Annotated in this window: 25 protein-coding genes; 13 read left to right on the top strand and 12 right to left on the bottom strand. The window is 70.8% G+C overall.

The window, feature by feature from the left end; genetic code table 11:
- The first annotated feature begins 155 nt into the window (after positions 1–155).
- The 12 genes from FHX52_RS05305 to FHX52_RS05250 all read left to right on the top strand — a co-directional run bounded on the left by FHX52_RS05305 (position 156) and on the right by FHX52_RS05250 (position 13,174).
- Positions 156–839: a response regulator transcription factor gene (locus FHX52_RS05305; protein WP_141820559.1), complete on the top strand. Its 684-nt coding sequence runs from the start codon at positions 156–158 to the stop codon at positions 837–839.
- Positions 840–2,177 carry a HAMP domain-containing sensor histidine kinase gene (locus FHX52_RS05300; RefSeq protein ID WP_141820557.1) on the top strand — a complete coding sequence of 446 codons (1,338 nt, stop codon included), beginning with the start codon at positions 840–842 and terminating at the stop codon, positions 2,175–2,177.
- Between the two features lie 220 nt (positions 2,178–2,397).
- Positions 2,398–2,826, top strand: coding sequence for a GerMN domain-containing protein (locus FHX52_RS05295; protein ID WP_141820555.1), 429 nt, complete (start codon positions 2,398–2,400; stop codon positions 2,824–2,826).
- Between the two features lie 55 nt (positions 2,827–2,881).
- The gene (pafA, locus tag FHX52_RS05290) at positions 2,882–4,273 is read left to right on the top strand and encodes a Pup--protein ligase (RefSeq protein WP_141820553.1); all 1,392 of its coding nucleotides are present in this window, start codon (positions 2,882–2,884) and stop codon (positions 4,271–4,273) included.
- 144 nt (positions 4,274–4,417) lie between these two features.
- Positions 4,418–5,407, top strand: a complete 990-nt coding sequence (locus tag FHX52_RS05285) for an FKBP-type peptidyl-prolyl cis-trans isomerase (protein WP_141820551.1) — start codon at positions 4,418–4,420, stop codon at positions 5,405–5,407.
- A gap of 66 nt (positions 5,408–5,473) precedes the next feature.
- Positions 5,474–5,860, top strand: coding sequence for an FKBP-type peptidyl-prolyl cis-trans isomerase (locus tag FHX52_RS05280; RefSeq protein WP_141820549.1), 387 nt, complete (start codon positions 5,474–5,476; stop codon positions 5,858–5,860).
- 146 nt (positions 5,861–6,006) lie between these two features.
- Complete coding sequence (locus tag FHX52_RS05275) at positions 6,007–6,990, top strand: helix-turn-helix transcriptional regulator (RefSeq protein ID WP_141820547.1); 984 nt, start codon at positions 6,007–6,009, stop codon at positions 6,988–6,990.
- Positions 6,987–7,976 (top strand): helix-turn-helix transcriptional regulator, encoded by a 990-nt coding sequence (locus FHX52_RS05270; protein ID WP_141820545.1) that lies wholly within the window; start codon positions 6,987–6,989, stop codon positions 7,974–7,976. The genes FHX52_RS05275 and FHX52_RS05270 overlap by 4 nt, the downstream gene beginning before the upstream one ends.
- 126 nt (positions 7,977–8,102) lie before the next feature.
- Complete coding sequence (gene tatA, locus FHX52_RS05265; protein WP_141820543.1) at positions 8,103–8,450, top strand: Sec-independent protein translocase subunit TatA; 348 nt, start codon at positions 8,103–8,105, stop codon at positions 8,448–8,450.
- A 42-nt stretch (positions 8,451–8,492) separates the two neighbouring features.
- A complete protein-coding gene (tatC, locus tag FHX52_RS05260) occupies positions 8,493–9,302 on the top strand; it encodes a twin-arginine translocase subunit TatC (protein ID WP_246069624.1) in 810 nt (269 codons plus the stop codon).
- Positions 9,303–9,311: 9 nt separating this feature from the next.
- Positions 9,312–10,268: a diacylglycerol/lipid kinase family protein gene (locus tag FHX52_RS05255; protein WP_141820541.1), complete on the top strand. Its 957-nt coding sequence runs from the start codon at positions 9,312–9,314 to the stop codon at positions 10,266–10,268.
- Entirely contained in the window at positions 10,265–13,174 is a 2,910-nt protein-coding gene (locus FHX52_RS05250) for a DEAD/DEAH box helicase (RefSeq protein WP_141820539.1), read from the top strand. The genes FHX52_RS05255 and FHX52_RS05250 overlap by 4 nt, the downstream gene beginning before the upstream one ends.
- Positions 13,175–13,276: 102 nt before the next feature.
- On the opposite strand, the gene FHX52_RS05245 is transcribed toward FHX52_RS05250, so the two are convergent.
- Both FHX52_RS05245 and FHX52_RS05240 read right to left on the bottom strand, forming a co-directional pair.
- Positions 13,277–13,876, bottom strand: coding sequence for a mycothiol transferase (locus FHX52_RS05245; RefSeq protein ID WP_141820537.1), 600 nt, complete (start codon positions 13,874–13,876; stop codon positions 13,277–13,279).
- A gap of 44 nt (positions 13,877–13,920) precedes the next feature.
- The gene (locus FHX52_RS05240) at positions 13,921–14,862 is read right to left on the bottom strand and encodes a 5'-3' exonuclease (protein ID WP_141820535.1); all 942 of its coding nucleotides are present in this window, start codon (positions 14,860–14,862) and stop codon (positions 13,921–13,923) included.
- A 261-nt stretch (positions 14,863–15,123) separates the two neighbouring features.
- Between FHX52_RS05240 and FHX52_RS05235 the strand changes: the two genes are divergently transcribed.
- Positions 15,124–15,714, top strand: coding sequence for a hypothetical protein (locus tag FHX52_RS05235; RefSeq protein WP_141820533.1), 591 nt, complete (start codon positions 15,124–15,126; stop codon positions 15,712–15,714).
- A 206-nt stretch (positions 15,715–15,920) separates the two neighbouring features.
- Here FHX52_RS05235 and FHX52_RS05230 read toward each other — a convergent pair whose 3' ends face one another.
- The 10 genes from FHX52_RS05230 to FHX52_RS05185 all read right to left on the bottom strand — a co-directional run bounded on the left by FHX52_RS05230 (position 15,921) and on the right by FHX52_RS05185 (position 20,001).
- Entirely contained in the window at positions 15,921–16,511 is a 591-nt protein-coding gene (locus tag FHX52_RS05230) for a Swt1 family HEPN domain-containing protein (RefSeq protein ID WP_221630496.1), read from the bottom strand.
- A complete protein-coding gene (locus FHX52_RS05225) occupies positions 16,508–17,149 on the bottom strand; it encodes a DUF5343 domain-containing protein (protein WP_141820531.1) in 642 nt (213 codons plus the stop codon). The genes FHX52_RS05230 and FHX52_RS05225 overlap by 4 nt, the downstream gene beginning before the upstream one ends.
- Before the next feature lie 280 nt (positions 17,150–17,429).
- Positions 17,430–17,714, bottom strand: a complete 285-nt coding sequence (locus tag FHX52_RS05220) for a hypothetical protein (protein WP_141820529.1) — start codon at positions 17,712–17,714, stop codon at positions 17,430–17,432.
- A gap of 42 nt (positions 17,715–17,756) precedes the next feature.
- Entirely contained in the window at positions 17,757–18,047 is a 291-nt protein-coding gene (locus tag FHX52_RS05215; RefSeq protein WP_141820527.1) for a hypothetical protein, read from the bottom strand.
- On the bottom strand, positions 18,044–18,424 hold the full coding sequence (locus tag FHX52_RS05210) for a hypothetical protein (protein ID WP_141820526.1): 381 nt from the start codon (positions 18,422–18,424) through the stop codon (positions 18,044–18,046). The genes FHX52_RS05215 and FHX52_RS05210 overlap by 4 nt, the downstream gene beginning before the upstream one ends.
- Positions 18,425–18,580: 156 nt before the next feature.
- Positions 18,581–18,838 (bottom strand): hypothetical protein, encoded by a 258-nt coding sequence (locus FHX52_RS05205; RefSeq protein ID WP_141820524.1) that lies wholly within the window; start codon positions 18,836–18,838, stop codon positions 18,581–18,583.
- A complete protein-coding gene (locus FHX52_RS05200; protein ID WP_141820522.1) occupies positions 18,835–19,023 on the bottom strand; it encodes a hypothetical protein in 189 nt (62 codons plus the stop codon). The genes FHX52_RS05205 and FHX52_RS05200 overlap by 4 nt, the downstream gene beginning before the upstream one ends.
- A gap of 34 nt (positions 19,024–19,057) precedes the next feature.
- The gene (locus tag FHX52_RS05195; RefSeq protein WP_141820520.1) at positions 19,058–19,408 is read right to left on the bottom strand and encodes a hypothetical protein; all 351 of its coding nucleotides are present in this window, start codon (positions 19,406–19,408) and stop codon (positions 19,058–19,060) included.
- A 45-nt stretch (positions 19,409–19,453) separates the two neighbouring features.
- Positions 19,454–19,723: a hypothetical protein gene (locus tag FHX52_RS05190; RefSeq protein WP_141820518.1), complete on the bottom strand. Its 270-nt coding sequence runs from the start codon at positions 19,721–19,723 to the stop codon at positions 19,454–19,456.
- On the bottom strand, positions 19,720–20,001 hold the full coding sequence (locus tag FHX52_RS05185) for a hypothetical protein (protein ID WP_141820516.1): 282 nt from the start codon (positions 19,999–20,001) through the stop codon (positions 19,720–19,722). Before FHX52_RS05185 ends, FHX52_RS05190 begins: the two co-directional genes overlap by 4 nt.
- Positions 20,002–20,028 lie beyond the last annotated feature (27 nt).

The raw sequence follows: 20,028 nt of genomic DNA, 5'->3' as shown, positions 1-20,028 counted from the left end.
CGGCCTGACTCACGCTAGGCAGGGCCCGCAGCCGCTGAACCCGTCTGCGGCGAGGTGACACGGGAGTGCAACGGGAGCGTCATGCGCCGTGGCCGCGTGTGACGGTTTGGTGACGGATGTCATCGGTGGGGCGGCGCCGGCGGGATACTGACCTCATGACGCGGCGCGTGCTGCTCGTCGAGGACGACGCAAGAGTTCGGCGCGTTCTCCGGCTCGCGCTCGAGGACGAGGGCTTCTGCGTGAGCGAGGCTGCTGACGGAGGCCAGTGCCTCACCGACCTCGCCGAGGTGGACCCCGACGTCGTCCTCCTCGACCTCATGCTGCCGGACACCGACGGCTTCTCGGTATGCCGCGAGATCCGCCGCACGAGCAGCGTGCCCGTCATCATGGTGACCGCTCGCACCGACAGCCACGACGTCGTGGCCGGCCTCGAGTCGGGCGCGGACGACTACGTGACCAAGCCGCTCGTCGCGCGCGAGCTGACGGCCCGCATACGGGCGATGCTGCGACGGGTCGAGCCGGGTGTCGACCACCGGCCGCGTCGCGTGGTGGTCGACGATCTCGCGATCGGGCTGGACGACGGGGTCGTCACCCGCGCCGAACGGCGGATCCCGTTGACCCGCACGGAGTTTCGTCTCCTCGTCGAGCTCGCTGTCGCTGACGGCAGGATCCGCAGCCGCGAGGAGCTGCTCGACCGGGTCTGGGGCTACGGCTACTTCGGCGACAGCCGTATCGTCGACGTCCACATCCGCCGGCTCCGGCAGCGAATCGAGCCCGACCCTGCGAACCCGAGGTACGTCGTGACCGCGCGCGGCCTGGGGTATCGGCTGGCGATCTGAGTGCACGGCCTGCGGTGGCGGGTCACGGTCGCCTTCGGCCTGTTGTCCCTCGCCGTGTCGGCCGTGCTCTCGTTGCTCATCTGGTCGGTCCTGTCGAGCTACCTCGTCGCCCAGCGCGAGTCGTTGGCGGTGGCCGAGGGAGAGCTCGGGCGCACGGTCATCGAGGAGGGTCTCGTGTCGAGGGCCGGACTCGTGACGGCGCCCCTCGACGGGTTGCCGACGACCCGGTCGACCGCATCACTCTGCCTCGTCGGGGGACAGTGGTACTCCACCTCGCCCCGGGTGCCCGCCTCGAGCCTGCCGACCGCCCTCGTCGACGCAGTGACGCGCGGTGAGGAGTCGACGCAACGGGTGGAGCTCGACGGTGGGCTCGTCCTCGCCGTCGGGATGCCGCTCACGCCCGCCCGCTCCGGCCTCTTCGAGATCTTCCCCCTGACCGACCTCGACCAGACGCTCCGGACGCTGTCGACCGCGCTGGTGCTCGGGGCGGCGGCGACCGCCCTGCTCGGTGCAGCACTGGGGCGGAGCGCGAGCCGCCTCGCCCTGCGGCCGCTCAGGGAGATGGGCAGTGTGGCGGCCGCCGTCGCCGAGGGGCGCCTCGACGCCCGTCTCCAGACCGGCAGCGACCCCGACCTCGGCCCGCTCGGCGCGTCGTTCAACCAGGCGGTCGCCGAGCTGGAGCACCGCGTCGCAGCCGACGCGCGCTTCGCGGTCGACGTGAGCCACGAGCTGCGCACCCCGCTCACGACCATGCTCAACTCGATGCAGGTCATCAAGCACCGGGAGGCGAGCCTGCCTGCCTCGGTGCGTGAGCCGCTCGACCTGCTCGCCGAGGAGCTCGAACGCTTCCGCCGGCTCGTCGTCGACCTGCTCGAGATGGCCCGGCACGACGCCGGACAGGGCCTCGTGCTCGAGGAGGTCAACCTCGCCGACCTCGTGCGCGCAGCGGCCGACCAGACCGCCGGACGTGCAGTGACCGATCCGGCGAGGCCCCTGATGACAAGGGTCGACAAGCGCCGCCTCGAGCGGGTCGTCGCCAACCTCGTCTCCAACGCCGAGTCGCACGGGGGAGGCGTCGTCGCGGTGCGCCTCCTCCGACGCGGGCCAGTGGCACGCATCGAGGTCGACGACGCCGGACCGGGCGTGGCGCCCGACCAGCGCGCGCGGATCTTCGACCGTTTCTCCAGAGGCGCCGGGCCGGGAGACCCGGCGGGACTGGGCCTCGGGCTTGCCATCGTCCAGCGCCACGTCGCGCTCCACGGAGGCTCGGTCGCCGTCGAGGACCGTCCGGGAGGAGGCGCCCGGTTTGTCGTCGAGCTGCCGATCTCCGAGGCCTGAGGGGCGCCCCCGACCCCGGGCCCGAATCCAACCCCGATCCCGACTTCGCGCCCTGCTGCGGGCCCGGCTGGCGGCGGGGCTCGCCGTCGCGTGCGTCGCCGCCCTGGGCGCGGTGTCGGCCTGCGGTCTCGGTCCGCAGGACGCCCCGGTCGCCGTTCCGGGCTCGACCGGGAGGGCCTCGGGGCCGGGTCAGGCGTCGGGCTCGCTCACACCCACCGCGGTGCCGTTCACGATGCAGGCCTACCTGCTGCGCGGCGACCGGCTCGTGCGGGTCGAGCGGGAGGTGCCCGAGGGGTCCGGCATCGGGCCGCCGCTGGCCGCTCTGTCGTTGCCCCTCTCGAGGGAGGAGGTCGCCCAGGGACTGCGCACCGCCCTGCCGACCCCGACGGACAGCGCGCCGCTCACCGGGCGGCTCACGGCGACCGGGGTGGCCGAGGTCGACGTGCCTCCGGGTTTCGACCGACTCTCCCTGCGCGAGCAGGAGGCCGCCCTCGCCCAGCTTGTCTTCACCCTCACGGCCGACACCGTCGCCACCGCGGTGCAGGTCGTCCGCGACGGCAGGACGCTGCCGATGCCCGACGACACGGGGCAGCTGCTCTCGAGGCCGCTCGAGCGCACCGACTTCACCACCTTCGCCCCGGCGTCCTGACCGGGTCGCGCCCGTCCTCCCCGGCGACTTCAGGCCAGCCGCCTACAGTTGGTGCATGGAGCGGCGGATCTTCGGGATCGAGAACGAGTACGGCGTCACCTGCACGACGCAGGGGCAGCGTCGGCTCACGCCCGACGAGGTCGCCCGCTACCTCTTCCGCCGGGTCGTCGCGTGGGGCCGGTCGAGCAACGTCTTCCTCGGCAACGGCGCTCGCCTCTATCTCGACGTGGGCTCCCACCCGGAGTACGCCACGGCCGAGTGCGACTCGGTGCGCGAGCTCGTCATCCAGGACAAGGCGGGGGAGCGGATCCTCGAGGGCCTCGTCGAGGATGCCCAGAGCCGGTTGCGCGACGACGGCGTCGAGGGCGAGATCTTCGTCTTCAAGAACAACACCGACTCTGCAGGCAACTCCTACGGCTGCCACGAGAACTACCTCTTCGGCCGGTCCGGTGACTTCACCCGCGTCTCCGACATGTTCATCCCCTTCCTCATCAGCCGCCAGATCGTCTGTGGTGCAGGCAAGGTCGTCACCACAGCCCACGGCGCCAGCTATGCCGTCAGCCAGCGGGCCGACCACATCTGGGAGGGCGTCTCCTCAGCGACGACGCGCAGCCGGCCCATCATCAACACCCGCGACGAGCCGCATGCCGACGCCGAGAAGTACCGCCGCCTCCACGTCATCGTCGGCGACTCCAACATGTCCGAGACGACGACGCTGCTCAAGGTCGGCAGCGCCGACCTCGTGCTGCGCATGATCGAGGCCGGCGTCGTCATGCGCGACCTGTCGATGGAGAACCCCATCCGGGCGATCCGCACGATGAGCCACGACCCGACGGGTCGCGCCACGGTGCGCCTCGCCAACGGCCGTGAGCTCTCCGCCCTCGACATGCAGCGCGAGTACCTCGACAAGGCCCTCGACTTCGTCGACCGCGAGGGCATGACGAGCGCCGACACCAAGCAGGTGCTCGACCTCTGGGGCCGAGCACTCGACGCCATCGGGACCGGTGACCTGGGCGCCATCGACACCGAGATCGACTGGGTCATCAAGCACCGGCTCATCGAGCGCTACCGCGAGCGGCACGGACTCGCCCTCACGGACGCCCGGGTGCAGCAGCTCGACCTCGCCTACCACGACATCAACCGCCGACGCGGCCTGTTCTACCTCCTCCAGCGGCACGGCAAGGCGGCCCGCGTCGCCTCCGACGTCGAGATCTTCCAGGCCAAGGTCCGCCCGCCCCAGACGACCCGGGCCAAGCTGCGCGGCGACTTCATCCGGGCCGCGCAGGCACACGGCCGCGACTTCACCGTCGACTGGGTGCACCTCAAGCTCAACGACCAGGCCCAGCGCACCGTGCTGTGCAAGGACCCCTTCCGGGCGGTCGACGACCGCGTCGACCGGCTGATGGACACCATCGAGCGGTCGCCGTCGATCCAGCGACCCCTGTGAGGCACGCGCCCCACCTGTGAGCTGCTGTCCGCAGGCTGTGAGACGTCGGCGACGGGGAACTCCGCGATGCTCGCCGGGGGTTAGAGTGACGGGGTTTGCCGAGCGGACCCCTGTGCCGCCCGCCCCCGATCCGAAAGTGCTCTCGTGCGCCCCTCCCGTCCAGCCCTGACCGTCGCCGCCTCACTCTCCATCGCCCTGTTGGCGGGGTGTGGCAGCACCAGCAGCCCGACTGCGGGCGGCACGACCTCGGCGACCTCGGTCGCCCCCTCGGTCGCCCTCAAGGCCGTGACGGCCACCGGCGCTGTCGACCTCAAGACGGCGCCGAAGGTCGCTCTCGGCACCACGCCGATCAGCTCCACGGCCGTCGAGCGCAAGGTCCTGACGCCGGGCACCGGCTCGGCCGCCACCAAGGCCGACACCGTGAGCCTGCGCGCCCAGATCTACAACGGCACGAGCGGCAAGCTGCTCGACGACGGCTACGCCGCCGGCCGCAACCCCGAGGGCTACCGCCTCGGCCGCACCGACCTCATCGCGGGCTTCACCGAGGGCCTGCTCGGCGCGACGAAGGGCTCGCGGCTCGTCTTCACGATCCCGCCGGCCAAGGGCTTCGGGGCCCAGGGCAACAGCCAGCTCGGCGTCGCGGGCACCGACACCATCGTCGTCGTGGCCGACATCGCCGACGTGCACCGCGGCCTCACGCAGGTCGACGGCACGCAGGCCGCCAGCCCGGCCGGCCTGCCGACCGTCGCCTTCCCGAACGGCCCCACCAAGGAGCCGACCGTCACCGTGCCCAAGACGGCGGCGCCCACGGAGACGAAGGAGGCCACCCTCATCGAGGGCAAGGGCGCCACGGTCCAGAAGGGCCAGACCATCTCGGCGCAGTACCACGGCGTGCTCTGGCGGGACGGGAGCGTCTTCGACTCCTCCTGGCAGCGCGGCGCCGCGGCCGACTTCCCGATCGGCGTCAGCGCCGTCATCCCGGGCTGGGACAAGACCCTCGTCGGCAAGAAGGTCGGCAGCCGCGTGCTGCTCGTCATCCCGCCCAAGGACGGTTACGGATCCGCCGGCAGCGGGGACAAGATCAAGGGCACCGACACGCTCGTCTTCGTCGTCGACATCCTCGACGCGTACTGAGCCACCGGCAGCCACCGGCAGCCATCGGCGGGGAAAGCCTCCGCCCCAACGAAGGGAACACGCAGCATGGCACTCGACCCGGACCGCACGAAGCCCGAGATCGACTTTCCCGAGGGTGAGGCCCCGGCCGACCTGCTCATCGAGGACGTCATCGAGGGCGACGGCCGTGAGGCCAAGGCCGGTGACACCGTGAGCGCCCACTACGTCGGTGTCGCGCACTCCTCGGGCGAGGAGTTCGACTCCTCGTGGAACCGCGGCGCACCGCTCGACTTCCGGCTCGGCGTCGGCATGGTCATCCCGGGCTGGGACAAGGGCATCGAGGGCATGAAGGTCGGGGGTCGCCGCAAGCTGACGATCCCCCCGCACCTCGCCTACGGCGACCGTGGGGCGGGCGCGGCCATCGCTCCCGGCGAGACGCTGATCTTCGTCGTCGACCTCGACGACGTGCGCTGACAGCGACCTCGCCAGACGCACGACACGCAGGTATGCCGTGGGGCCGCGCCCCACGGCATACCTGCGTCTGCGTCGGGTAGCGTCGGACTGGCCCACCCGCCAACGACTCCCGCCACCCGCCCAACGGCTCCCCAGGAAGGTCGTCGATGAGCCCCGCGTCTGCCTCGGCCGAGAAGACCGAACGGCTGCTCAACCTCATCCTCGCGCTCAAGTCGGCGAGGCGACCGGTGTCGAAGCAGAGGATCCGCGAGTCGCTGCCGGCGTATGCCGCCGCGACCTCCGACGAGGCGTTCGACCGGATGTTCGAGCGTGACAAGGACGAGCTGCGCGAGATGGGCATCCCCATCACGACGACCGTCCTCGACGTCCTCTTCGACGACGAGGTCGGCTACCGCATCGACTCGAACGAGACGACGCTCCCGGCGATCAGCTTCGAGCCCGACGAGGTCGCCGCGCTCGCGCTCGCCGCACGGGCCTGGTCGACGGCGAGCATCTCGGGTGCGGCGTCGGCCGGGCTGCGCAAGCTGCGCCTGTCCGGCGTCGAGATCGACGAGTCGGTCGCTGCCGGCGCCGAGCCGCGCATCCGCACCAAGGAGCCGGCGTTCGAGGCGGTGCACGCGGCCCTGTCGGCGCTGCAGCCGATCACCTTCGACTACCGCAAGAACGACGGCGAGCTGACGACGCGGCGGGTGCAGCCGTGGGCCCTGAAGAACTGGCACGGCCGGTGGTACCTCACGGGCTACGACCTCGACCGCGACGACGACCGCGCCTTCCGCCTCAGCCGCTTCGAGGGGGCGGTCCGCAAGCTCGGCCGCGCCGGCACGTATGCCGTGCCCGAGGGCTACGAGCCCGACGTCGCCCTCGAGCAGCAGACGGCACCCTCGGTCGGCACCGCCCGCGTTCGGCTGCGCCACGGCAGGGGGCACACCCTGCGTCGGCACGCGCTGTCGGTGACCGAGCTCGACGAGCGCTGGTCGGAGGTGGAGGTGCCCTACTGGCGCGGCTCGACCGAGCGTGACGTCGTCGCCCTCGGGCAGCACGCCGTGGCCGTCTCGCCGCCCGAGCTCGTCGACGCCGTCCGCGCGACCCTCACCGCCGCGGCCGAGGCCAACGAGAGGACACCGGCATGAGCGCGGGCCGCCCGGCGCGCAAGCCGCAGGAGACCGCGACCCAGCGGCTCGGCCGGCTGCTCGACATGGTGCCGTGGCTCATCCAGCACCGCGGGGTGCCGATCGAGGAGGCAGCGCGCGAGTTCGGCGTGAGCAGAGAGCAGGTCGTCGACGACCTCGAGCTGCTCTTCGTCTGCGGCACGCCGGGCTACGGCCATGCCGAGCTCATCGACGCCTCGTGGGAGAGCGGCCACGTCTACCTCGACAACGCCGACGACATCGCCGCCCCGATGCGCCTGACGCGCGACGAGGCCGTCACCCTCACGGCGGGACTGCAGGCCCTCGGGTCGAGCCTCGTCGGGTCCGACGTCGCCGAGCGCACGCTCGCCAAGCTACGGGCCGCGGCCGCCACGACGGTGGACGACAGCGTGGGCCGCATCGAGCTCGACCTCGACGACGGCAGCCAGCACCCGGCGATGGCCACGCTCAAGGACGCCTTCGCTCGCGGGCGCCGCGTGCACCTGCGCTACTACGTCGCCACCCGTGACGAGTCGACCGAGCGCGACGTCGACATCATGCGCATCGTCAATCTCGACGGTCAGTGGTACGTCGAGGGCTGGTGCCACCGGGCCGAAGGGGTGCGCCTCTTCCGCCTCGACCGGATCGAGCGGGCCGAGGTCCTCGAGGTCGACGGCACGCCGCCTCCGCAGGCGCGACCTCGCGACCTCGACGACGTCTTCGTGCCCGGTGAGAACGACCTTACGGTCGTGCTCGAGGCCAGCCGCTGGGCCGCCTGGATCGCCGACTACTACCCCAACGAGGGGGTCGAGCGCGGCCCCGACGGGTCGCTCCGGGTGACGCTCAAGGTCGCCGACCCCGCGCTCGTGCGCCGCCTCGTGCTGCGTCTCGGCGGAGAGGTGCGGGTCGCCGAGCCGGTCGAGCTCGCGCAGGCCGTGGCCGCGGAGGCGCGCGCGGCCCTCGAGGCCTACGACCGTCTCGACACGTGATCGCCGAGACGATTACCCGGGGTGGGCCGGGGTGACCCACCGCACACCAACGTATGCTGGTGCCTTGCAGCGAGGATGCTGCGCCGACCCGGCCGTCCGGACCGGACTTCGACGAGGAGTAGAGACATGCCCAACCTGGGTGCCCCCGAACTGATCATCATCGCGATCGTCATCATCGCCCTGTTCGGATGGAAGAAGCTCCCCGACATGGCGCGCAGCTTGGGCCGCTCGGCCCGCGTCTTCAAGTCCGAGGTCGACGAGCTGAAGAAGGACGGCAAGCCCGCGACGCCGAGCGAGGCGTCGCGCACCACCGTCCCCGGTGACGTCGTCGACACCGCCGCCGAGGAGCGCCGCGTCGCCGACGAGCGGGTCGCCGAGGCCGAGCGCCAGGCCGCCGCTGCCCGGGCCGAGGTCGAGCGCCTCCGCGCCGCGAGCGCCGAGCCGACCGACGTCCGCCGCGACACGACCCTCTGAGTGGGGCGCCCACCGCGCCCCCGTCTGCACGGACGGACCTGAATGCCCTCGTTCCGACGTCACCGCGACCCCGAGGGGCGCATGTCGCTCGGCGACCACCTCCGGGAGCTGCGCAACCGCGTCACCATCGCGGCTGTCGCCATCGCCCTCGGCGCGGTCGTCGGGTGGATCTACTACAACCAGATCATCAACGCCCTGACCAAGCCGCTGCAGGACCTCCAGGCGAGCCGCACCGACGGCGTGGTCAACATCAACTTCGCCGGCATGACCGATGCCTTCGCGCTCCAGCTGACGACGTCGCTCTTCGTCGGCCTGCTCCTCGCGTCGCCGGTCTGGCTCTTCCAGATCTGGGGCTTCATCGTCCCCGGTCTGACGAAGAAGGAGAAGCTCATCGCGCGGCTCTTCGTCGTCGCAGCGGTGCCGCTCTTCCTCGCCGGGTGCTTCTTCGCCTTCATCATGGTGCCCAAGGCGGTCGCCGTGCTGCTGGGCTTCACCCCCGAAGGCGCCTACAACCTGCAGGACGGCTCGCAGTACCTCAACTTCGTCCTGAAGTTCATCGTCGCCTTCGGCTGCGCCTTCCTGCTGCCGGTCTTCCTCGTGGCGCTCAACCTCGTCGGCATCCTGCCGGCGCGGGCGATGCTGAAGAGCTGGCGACCGGCCGTCATGATCATCTTCGTCTTTGCGGCGATCATGACGCCGACGCCCGACGCCTACACGATGATCTTCCTCGCCTCGCCGATGATCGCCCTCTACTTCGCCTCGATCGGGGTCGCCTTCCTCCTCGACCGGCGCAAGGAGGAAACGAAGCCCGACTGGCTCGACGTCGCCGACGACCAGGCCTCTGCCCTGTAGCGTTCGGGTGTGTCCCCCCAGAGCGACCGAGTCGCCCTCGTCGTCAACCCGACGGCCGGCAAGGGTTCGGGCCGGCGGTTGGGTGAGCTGACCCGAGCGGCCCTCGTCGCCCAGGGTCATGAGGTCCTCGACGTGTCCGGGGTCGACTACGCGGCCGCTCGCGAACGGGCAGAGCGCGCCGTCGCGGACGGGGTGGAGACCCTTGTCGTCGTCGGTGGTGACGGCATGGTCCACCTCGGCACGAACCTCGTCGCCACGACCCCGACCCGTCTGCTCATCGTGGCCGGAGGCACGGGCAACGACGTCGCAGCCAATCTCGGGCTGCCGGTCAACGACCCCGCGGCCGCGGTTGCGCTCCTGCGCCACGGCACGACCCGGGCCATCGACGCCGGCCTCGTGCGCGACGGCGAGCACGGCGAGCACGGCGAGCGCGGAGACCGGTGGTTCGCCGGCGTCCTCGGCGCCGGCTTCGACGCCGTCGTCAACGCGCGCGCGCAGCGGATGCGCTGGCCCCGCGGCCAGATGCGCTACAACCTCGCGATCCTGCGCGAGCTTCCCGTCTTCCGGCCGATCCCGTATGCCGTGGAGCTCGACGGCACGCGCATCGAGACCCGCGCGATGCTGGTGACGGTGGCCAACACGAGCTCCTTCGGTGGCGGCATGCGGGTCTCCCCGGACGCCGACCCGGCCGACGGCCTCTTCGACGTCATGATCGTCCACGAACTCTCGATCCCGGCCTTCCTCCGGGTCTTCCCGAAGGTCTTCTCCGGCACGCACGTGAACCATCCGGCGGTCGAGATGCACCGGGCCACCCGGGTGCGGCTGGAGGCGGACGGCATACGCTCGCAGGCCGACGGTGAGTCGTTCACCGACCTGCCCATCGACGCCGAGGTGGTGCCGGGGGCGCTGCGCGTGGTCGTGCCCGCGCTCGTGGGTACGCAGTCCGAGAAGGAGGTGGGGTCGTGATCGCGTCGTGGCCGCAGCTGGCCGAGTTCGCCGGGCAGCTCGACTTCCCGCTCGACGACTTCCAGGTCGAGTCGTGCCGTGCCGTCGAGGAGGGACGAGGCGTGCTCGTCGCCGCCCCGACGGGCGCCGGCAAGACCGTCGTCGGCGAGTTCGCCGTCCACCTCGCGCTCGCGACCGGCCGCAAGGCCTTCTACACGACGCCGATCAAGGCGCTCTCGAACCAGAAGTATGCCGACCTCGTGCGCCGCCACGGCGCCGACAAGGTCGGCCTGCTGACGGGAGACGCCTCGATCAACGGCGAGGCACCCGTCGTCGTCATGACGACCGAGGTCCTGCGCAACATGATGTATGCCGGCTCGACGACCCTCCGCGGGCTCGGCTGGGTCGTCATGGACGAGGTGCACTACCTCGCAGACCGCTTCCGTGGCGCGGTGTGGGAGGAGGTCATCATCCACCTGCCGCCCGACGTCAGCGTCGTGTCCCTCTCGGCGACCGTCAGCAACGCCGAGGAGTTCGGGGCGTGGCTCGGCGAGGTGCGCGGCGACACCGAGGTCATCGTCTCGGAGCACCGGCCGGTGCCGCTCTGGCAGCACATGATGGTGGGCCAGTCGATGTACGACCTCTTCGTCGAGCAGGTCGACGAAGACGCTCAAGGTGGTGACGGCGCGGACTCCTCGCTCGTCACACCGGGCCTCGTGCCGGTCACCGTCAACCCCGACCTCGTGCACGCCATCCGGGGCAACGAGGGGCGCGGGGCCTGGGACTCGCACTGGGTCAGCAACCGCGGCGGCCGGCAGAAGGGCCGCGGCAAGAACGGCTCGCGCGGGCGCGACGACTGGTCGGGCCGGGGTCGTCGCGACGCGGGTCGAGGGGGTCAGAACGGCGACCGACCCAACGGCGACCGCCAGAACGGCCGAGGCGGTCAGAGTGGCCAGGGCGGGGGAGGCGGCACCTTCGTGCGCGGGGGCCGGCCCGGTGGGGGAGCGAGCCGTTACGAGGTCATCGAGCGGCTCGAGCGAGAGGGGCTGCTGCCGGCGATCACGTTCATCTTCAGCCGCGCCGGGTGCGAGGCCGCCGTGGGCCAGCTGCTGGCGAGCGGGATGCGCCTGGTCAGCGAGGTCGAGGGCGAGCGCAACCGACGCGTCGTCGAGGAGCGCATCCAGGGGCTCGCCGACGAGGACCTCTCGGTCCTCGGCTACTGGGACTTCGCCGACGGCATCGCCCGGGGCTTCGCCGCCCACCACGCCGGCATGCTGCCGACCTTCCGCGAGATCGTCGAGGAGCTCTTCACCGAGGGCCGCATCAAGGCGGTCTTCGCCACCGAGACGCTCGCCCTCGGCATCAACATGCCTGCACGCACGGTCGTGCTCGAGAAGCTCGTGAAGTTCAACGGCGAGAGCCACGTCGACATCTCGCCCGCGGAGTACACCCAGCTGACCGGACGCGCCGGGCGGCGCGGCATCGACATCGAGGGCCATGCCGTCGTGCTGTGGAACCGCGGCCTCGACCCGGCCGCCGTCGCGGGTCTCGCCTCCACGCGCACCTACCCGCTGCGCTCGAGCTTCCGGCCGACCTACAACATGGCCGTCAACCTCGTGCGGCAGTTCGGCCGCGACACGGCGCGCGAGATCCTCGAGACGTCGTTCGCGCAGTTCCAGGCCGATCGCGCCGTCGTGGGGTTCGTGCGAACGGTGCGCCGCAACGAGGAGGCCCTCGCCGGCTACGAGGAGTCGATGCACTGCCACCTCGGCGACTTCGCCGACTACGCCGCCATCCGCGACGAGATCCGTGAGCTCGAGCGTGACGGGGCGAAGCGCCGGTCGGCCTCGCTGCGCGAGGACGCGGCAGGCTCGCTCGAAGCCCTCAAGATCGGCGACATCGTGCGCATCCCGGCGGGGCGGCACAGCGGCCTCGCGGTCGTCGTCATGCCCAACCGGGGTGGCCGGGGTGAGGCGGCCTCGCCCGCCGTCGTCACCGAGGACCACCACCTGCGTCGGCTCACGCTGCACGACGTGCCCACGCCCCTCGAGCCGCTCGGAACGATGCGGGTGCCCAAGCAGTTCAACGCCCGCAACCCCAAGGCCCGCCGCGACCTCGCGGCGACGTTGCGCGCCCAGCTGCCGCACGACCCGCCTCCGCGTCGCCGGGACGCGGTCGACGTCACCGACCCGACCTCGGACCGCATCGACGAGCTGCGGCGGCAGATGCGCACGCACCCGTGCCACCGCTGCCCCGACCGCGAGCACCACGCGCGGTGGGCGGAGCGGTGGTGGCGGCTCCGCCGCGAGACCGACGGCCTGCAGCGCAAGATCGACGGGCGCACCAACTCGGTCGCGAAGACGTTCGACCGCATCTGCGAGCTGCTCGTCGAGATGGGCTACCTCGGTGCGGGCGGCACGACCATCACCGCCGAGGGCGACCGGCTGCGCCAGCTCTACACGGAGAAGGACCTGCTCGCCGCCGAGTGCCTGCGCGAGGGGCTCTGGAACCGCCTCGACGCGCCCTCGCTCGCCGCCGTCGTCTCGACGCTCATCCACGAGCCGCGCCGAGAGGAGGGGGGCCTGACCCCCCGCTGGCCCAACGACGACGTGCGCGAGGCCTACGACCGCATGGTCACCGTGTGGAGCGACCTCGAGGACGCCGAGGGCGCCGTCGCCCTGCCCCGCACCGGTATGCCGGACGGCGGGCTCGCGTGGGCCGTGCACCGGTGGGCGAGCGGACAGCGTCTCGAGGACGTCCTGCGCGGCACCGACCTCGCGGCGGGCGACTTCGTGCGCCGCTGCAAGCAGGTCATCGACCTGCTCGGCCAGCTGACCGATGCCGCCGACCCGGCCCTCGCCGCGGTCGCGCGCTCGGCGAGCGACAAGGTGCTGCGCGGAGTCGTCGCCGCCGACCGCCTCGACTGACCGGGCTCTCGACTGACCGGGCCTTCGACTGACCGGCCTCACGACCCAGAGAGCAACCCACCCCTCGCGATCGAGAGAGCAGGCCTCGCGATCGCGAGAGCCCTAGGCGTTCGTCGGAGCGTCAGGGGCGGTCGGGATCCAGCCCGCAGGCGGGTCCTCACCGACGCGTCCGTCGACCGCCTCGCGGATGAGGTCGGCATGCCCCGTGTGGCGGCCGTACTCCTCGACGAGGTCGCAGAGGAGCCGGCGCAGGTTGGCGTGCTCGCCGGCGTCGTTGTGGGCGGCGATCGGCTGGTCGAGCCCACCCTCGGCCAGGGCTGCGGCGAGGCGTGCGCGGGAGCGGGCGACGGCACCGTCCCACACGGCATACAGCTCGCTCGGGGTGTCGTCGGCGGCCGACATGAGCTCCCAGTCGTCGCTGCCGTCCCATCCCCAGCCCTCCCAGGGCTGCCCCAGCGGCTCGCCGCGCAGCTTGCGGGTGAAGCAGTGGTCCTCGTTGGCGGCGAGGTGCTTGAGCAGCGCGCCGAGGGTGAGCGTCGAGGAGCCGATGGTGGTGCGCAGCCCGTCGACGTCGAGGCCGTCGGCCTTCCACCGGAAGGTTGCGCGCAGCCGCTCCAGCGCGCCGACGAGCTGCTCGGTCTCGGTGCCGGCGAGAGGCGGCTCCCACGGGGTGTCGGTGACGGGAGGCTGGGAGGAGGTCATCCCCTCACGCTAGAGCCCGGCGCCGACAGCCGGGCCCCTGCGCCTCAGCCGATGCGCAGGGCGTTGACGACGCGGTCGAACGACGAGGTGAGGCCGTGCTCGATCGCGAGCCGCGACATGAGTGTCGGGTCGGCGACCGTGCTGGGGGTCGCCATGTCGACCTCGGGCAGCGTGGCGTCGCGCACGACCTCGACGACCCGAGGAGCCACGTCGAGGTAGGCCGCGCCGGCTTCGAGCCGGGCCCGTTGGGCACCCTTGATGGCGGGGTCACCCCCGTCGATGGCGGTGCGCAGGGCCGCGAGCGAGCCGTAGGTCGTGATGAGCTTGGCGGCGGTCTTCTCACCGATGCCGGCGACGCCCGGCAGGCCGTCGCTCGCGTCCCCGCGAAGGACCGCCATGTCGGCATAGGCGGCGCCGGTCGTGACGCCGTACTTCTCCGCGATGAAGGCCTCGTCGACGACGTCGGGGGAGCGCACCCCTCCTCGAGCGGTGTACAGCACCCGGATCGCGTTCGCGTCGTCGACGAGCTGGAAGAGGTCGCGGTCACCCGTGACGACGTCGACGGGCATCCGGCCGGTGAGGGTCGTCGTCAGGGTGCCGATGACGTCGTCGGCCTCGTGCCCGTCGATGCCGACCCGGGCGATGCCCAGGGCCGCGAGTGCGTCGACGATGATCGGCACCTGCACCGAGAGCGCCTCGGGCACCGTCTCACCGTTGAGTGCCTCGTCGCTCGCGTCGGCCACGCGGTGCGCCTTGTAGGACGGGATCGCCTCGACGCGGAAGGCCGGCCGCCAGTCGTTGTCCCAGCAGGCGACGAGGTGGGTGGGTCGACCACGTTCGACGAGCGAGGCGATCATGTCGAGGAAGCCGCGCACCGCGTTGGTCGGCACGCCGCTCGGGCCGATGACCTCGGGCACCCCGAAGAAGGCCCGGAAGTAGAGCGACGCGGAGTCAAGCAAGAGGCACTTCTGAGTCGGCGCTGGCACGGGGCAAGCGTAGCCGGGTGGGGTCTTCCAGTTGATCTACGACCTGGTCAACGGGAACTCGAACAACTCGGTCTTTCTCAACGACGCGATCCTCGACGTCTACGGCCCGTGGCGAGCGGCGCTACGCGATTACCGTGAGCGACGAGCTGACCATGCGCGGCGACCTCTCCCGCGTCGTGGTCAGGCTCACCTCCACCAGCTCATCGCGTTGGTACCGACGATGGCCGACAGGGGCTATACGCCTGTGCGATGCTCGCGTCCATGGACGCGTCGAACGCCATTGCGGCTATGTCTGTGGTTAGCACGGCGATCGTCGCGGTCGTCAGCCTCCTGATCCAGGCCCGAAGCGCCGACAAGCAGCGCGAGCACGACCGCACCCTTTCGTGGGAGACGCGGTCATGGGAAGCGCAGTCGCAAGCCATCTTCGCAGCCGTCCGCGAGGCGCGGTCGCTACTAGATGCGCTCGAAAGGCTTGGTACGGGCTACATGGGCGACGTGGAGTTGGTGGGACGCGCCATGCACCACTTCTTGCAGACGTCACCCGAGGTGCTGCCTCAAATGGAGGCATACGCCTCCGCGGAGGCGGTGGAGAAGTGGTTGGAAATACGGCGAGCGCTCCAACTGTCCTACGTGTCCCGAGAAGCCTTGGACATGCTGGAGGAACTTGGGGCCGAACGCCGTGACGCTTTTGCCCGCTACGACCTCGGCGCCGCTGAAGATGCGTCCAAGATCCTTCGAGAGGAGAAAGCTGAGTTGCGTGATGAGATGAACCTCCCAGCCGACCTCGCCGAGCAGTTGGAATCCTTCATCGACGCGGCACGACGGAGTGCGCGCGGGGATAGATCGAGGTGAAACCACGAGGGCTCCAGCTACCAACGCCCGGAGGACGGGGCGCGGGCTGTTGTCAGTCGATCTCATCCATGCCGACCGCCCGACAGCGGAGCAATAGGCAGATGCCTGGGGTCACGCGACCGCGTGGCACTGGGCGCGGGAGCACGTCTCGCCATTGGCGCCAACGATGACATCCTTATGACAAAGCGAGGTCCGGGTAGGTCGGTCTAGAGTCCCACTTGCCTGTTCCAATCGCCCACGTACATCTCGAGCCTTGCGAACTCGGCTGGTGTAAGCATGCGATTGTGGGCGATGTAGTTTCTCGCTCGCTCTAGCTCATCGAGCCGCTGCTTCAACCAGTGCTGGGAGGGGATCAAGTCCTCGAAATCGCCCCAATTGTTGACAATAATGTCCGTGAGTCCTCCGAAGTCCACGAAACCCAACACGTCTTTATTCTGGCCCTCCAGCCACGAGTTTTCCTCAGCGTCCCGTTGTCTTGAGGACGCAGTGTCCCGAACTTTTCTCGGGACGCGCGTCGACTCCCACCATGACGGGTCAGCGTCTGTCAGCCGTGACCGGATGAGGTCACGGACAGAGGATTCGAAACAATAGATGATCGCGTACAGGCGAGACATTCGCAGCGCCTCATTCCGCGTCGTGATCGAGAACGGGGCCAACGCTTCGTGGAGCAGTTGCTGCTCTCCCTGGACCTCGTCCGCCCCAACGCGCACGCCAGCGCGGCGAAAGGTCTCTGCCTCCGCTTCGAACATGAGACTGCGGAAGAGCCAACTCCTCAGCCGATCTCCGTCGGTGTTCACGCCAGCAGGTTCTCTCGCAGCGAGCGGAAGATCGCGTTGTAGACTTCAAGGTCTTTCGTTGCGGGCAAGTGCACCTGAATCGTGTAATGCAATTGTGCAGACACTCCTGGCCGCTCATTGAACGGGAGACCGTTCACATCTTGGGCGGTGTCCGCGTCCTCGATGGCGGCCGGCTCGTTGCGCTTGATCTCCTCTGGAAGCGCTGTTCCACTGGCCGCAGTCGCGCTTAGGTCTGCACGCGCGAGCAGAGCGTAGAACGTCATGGCTTGGACTTGCGCCAGCCGGTCGCTTGAATTGAGCTTGGACTTGAACAAGCCCTGCACCGCTGGGCGATCGGCCGTCGTTGGCTTTTCGTTCAGGTGGAATACGTCGGAGTAAGCGTCGCGCAGCGCTTCGGCCATCACGACCTTTGACTTCGAACGATCTCGGTACGCGTGGTAACGCGGAGTTGGTGTGCCGTCAGGAGTCAGAAACCCGAGGTCCTTCAGTAGAGGGATGAACGCCCGATCGTTGCTGCTGCTGAAGCCGAGCGCCTTCAGGTGCTCGACGGTCATCTTGTCCGGTGCGACCCCACCGATGATCTTGTCAAAGAGCGCGTCGACATTCTTGGTGGATGGCAGGTACCGCGATGTAAGCATGATCCCCCGTCTCGATGATTGCTAGTCACCCGAGTATGCCGCCCCGACGGCCACGTTATGGCCCTTATCGCCCTCTGGGGATGCGCCCACCCCGTCCACGCCGTGCCGGGCGGCGTGGGGGTCGGACCGTTTTGGCGCCTGGAGCGGCCCCCGCTCCGGTGCTCGGAGAATCGCCCTGCGGAGAAGGTCCTCCATAGTTAGTGCCAACCTCCTCCGGCACCCTCGGCGGTCGACGACGACAATGACGCGGAGAGCGACCGGCGGCCCTGCTTCGGCGGGCTCAGGCGTCATCGGTCGCGGGCGCGTGCAAGTTGTAGATAGCGGCGAGGGCAACGTCGAGTCGGTCCCGGTCAATGCGCTTGAGCTGGCCGCGGACGGCGTCCTCCAACGGGACGTAGACGCCCTTGCGGCGGCCGATGTTGAAGGCGTCGCCTTGGGCGCGATGGCAGACGCGGCACTCGGGGTAGCCGCGGCGGGCGCTGGAGGGGACGACGTTGGCTCCGGTGACGTAGTGGCCCCGGGGACAACGACGCGGGGCGCGGAGGCGGGCGGTTGAGGTGTTCATGGGGGAGATCTCCTTGGGGTTGGGGCGTTTACACGGGGCGCGCTACTGAGCGTGTCGGGCCAGGACGACGTCGCGGGCGGTGAGACCGAGGACGCGACGGCGGTAGGTCCGCGCGGCGTCGGTGGCGAGGACGTGACGGCCCGCGAGGTGGGCGGCGCCGGCCGCGTAACGGTGCGCGGCGGCGACGAGGCTGTCCGGGTCGGAGGCGTGACCGAGGCCGCCGTCCTCGCCGGTCCAGCCGTGCTCGTGCGGGTCGAAGCGCGGCGCGTCCGGGTGCTGCGAGGGCACCACGGAGCGCGACGTGGACGCGATGGAGGTGCTGGGCCGCCTCATCGCTGCCGTGCCCTCGTGTGCCGTGCCGTGGCGGCGCGCTGCGCCCGCTGGGAGGCCGACGTCGCCGTCTTGGGACCGTTGACGACGAGGCGAGCGAAGATCTGGGCGGCCGACGTCCTCGCGGCCGTCGCGGCAGAGACCGCGGGGTGGAGGACGGGCTGCCCGGAGGCCCCCAGGCTCATGTAGTCGGCGGCGCGGGCGACCTCGTCGAGCGCGTCGGCGGTCGTGATGAGGTTGGCGGCCTCGACGAGGGCGGCGAACTCCGCCCCGGCGAGAGCTGGACGCTCCTCCAGGACGTTGTGGAAGGCGTCCCGGGCGCTGGAGGACCAGTGGGAGGGGAGGTCGAGGTCCTCGACGGGCGTGTCGGCGGTGCTCATGGGGCTCCTTGGTACGGGTCTGAGGCCCGTGAGGGCCGGGAGGATCGAGGGGGTGTTATGCGGGCGCACCCGGGATGGCTATGCCGAACCGAGGCTGGAGACCCCGGGGGGAGGGGGGTCATAGGGGAGGGTGGGGTCCCTCGGCGACGACGAGGGTCACCTCGCGCGCATGAGGTCGGCCGGTGTCGGGATCGGCGGCCTCGGTGCTGCGGGCTCGGTGGACGCGACGGGCGCGGTGCGGTCGAGCACGGCGCGACGCTGCGCCTTGCTCATCGCGCGCCACGCGCGCCTGCTCCAGCCGTCCCGGAAGTAGGCGCTCGGGTCGGACACGCGGCGAAGGATCACGGCGCGGCGGTTGGCCGGGTCGGTGAGCCACTCACGCTCCCACTCGATGAGGTCAGCGTGCGCGGTCATCGCCGGCCGCCTCGACGGGCGGCGGCCCGACGCTGGGCCCGGTTGCCGTGGGGGTCGGGGGTGGGGTCGGCGTGGAGGGAGGGGATCATCGCGGAGCCGTGGGCCTGTCGGGCTTGGAGCTGGCGGAGTTCGTCGGCGAGGCGGGCGGATCTCGCGGTGATCGTCTTCACGGTGCGGTTGCTCATGGGGGAGATCTCCTTGGGGATCGAGGGGCAGGGGTCAGGAGCGGCGGCGCGGTCGGCGCGACGTCGATGGCTGGCACGCGGAGGCGTCGCACACGGAGAGCACGCGACGCGAGGGGCGGACCGGGAAGTAGGTGCCGCACGAGTCGCAGAGCGCGACGGCGGTGGGGACCCGCGAGGGAGCGATCACGGGGGCCTCGGCGGGCGCGTTGCGGAGGGGTGCTGTCCGGTCGAGGACGGCGGCCCGGGCCTCATCGGTCAGGGTCCTCCAGGCCGCCCGGGGGACGCCGCCGCGGTACGGGGTGATCGGGGTGAGGAATCCGCGGATCATGCGGGCGCGTGCGTGGGCGTCGTAGGGGGCGCGACGTCCGGTGAGCTGCTCGGTCATGGGTCTCCTTGTGCGTGGGGTGGGGGTGTAAACGGCGTCCGGGACTCAGTCGGCGATGAGGTCCGCGAAGTCGGACCGGAAGCGGTGGGACGTCCGGGCGATTCGCGGTGTCCGGTCCCGTGGGACCGTCCGGCAGGACGTGCAGGTCCGGCCACGTCCCAGGACGCCACCGGCCTCGCGCGGGAAGTCCGAGAGGTCCCGGACCGTCGAGCACACGGGACACCGACGACGAGGGAGCTGGACCGCGGGGATGCCGTGCTCGGCCGGGTCGTCGGTGTCGCGGATGGTGCGGCCGTCGAAGTCGAGAAGGATCACGCGCGGCCCTCGAGCTGGGCGATGAGGGCCAGGATCTCCGGCGAGAGGGGCTTGCGCGGTGTCGAGCGGAGGACCGCGAGACCGGCCTCGGAGAGGAGACGCCACTCCGCGACGTCGCCTCGGTGCATGGCCTCGGTGGACGCCGTCATGAGAGCGATGCCCTCAGCGCGACGCTCACGGTGAGCGCGGGCTCGGTGAGCGTCGGTGCAGTAGACCCGGCGCGCGTTGGCGTCCTCGTGGATCTCGGCGGTGCAGGTCGGGAGAGCGCATGTGGTCATCGGTGGAACCTCACTGGTTGCGTGCGA

It is taken from the genome of Humibacillus xanthopallidus (assembly GCF_006717145.1).
Lineage (GTDB): Bacteria > Actinomycetota > Actinomycetes > Actinomycetales > Dermatophilaceae > Humibacillus > Humibacillus xanthopallidus.
This window is presented reverse-complemented; position numbering and strand designations above follow the sequence as displayed.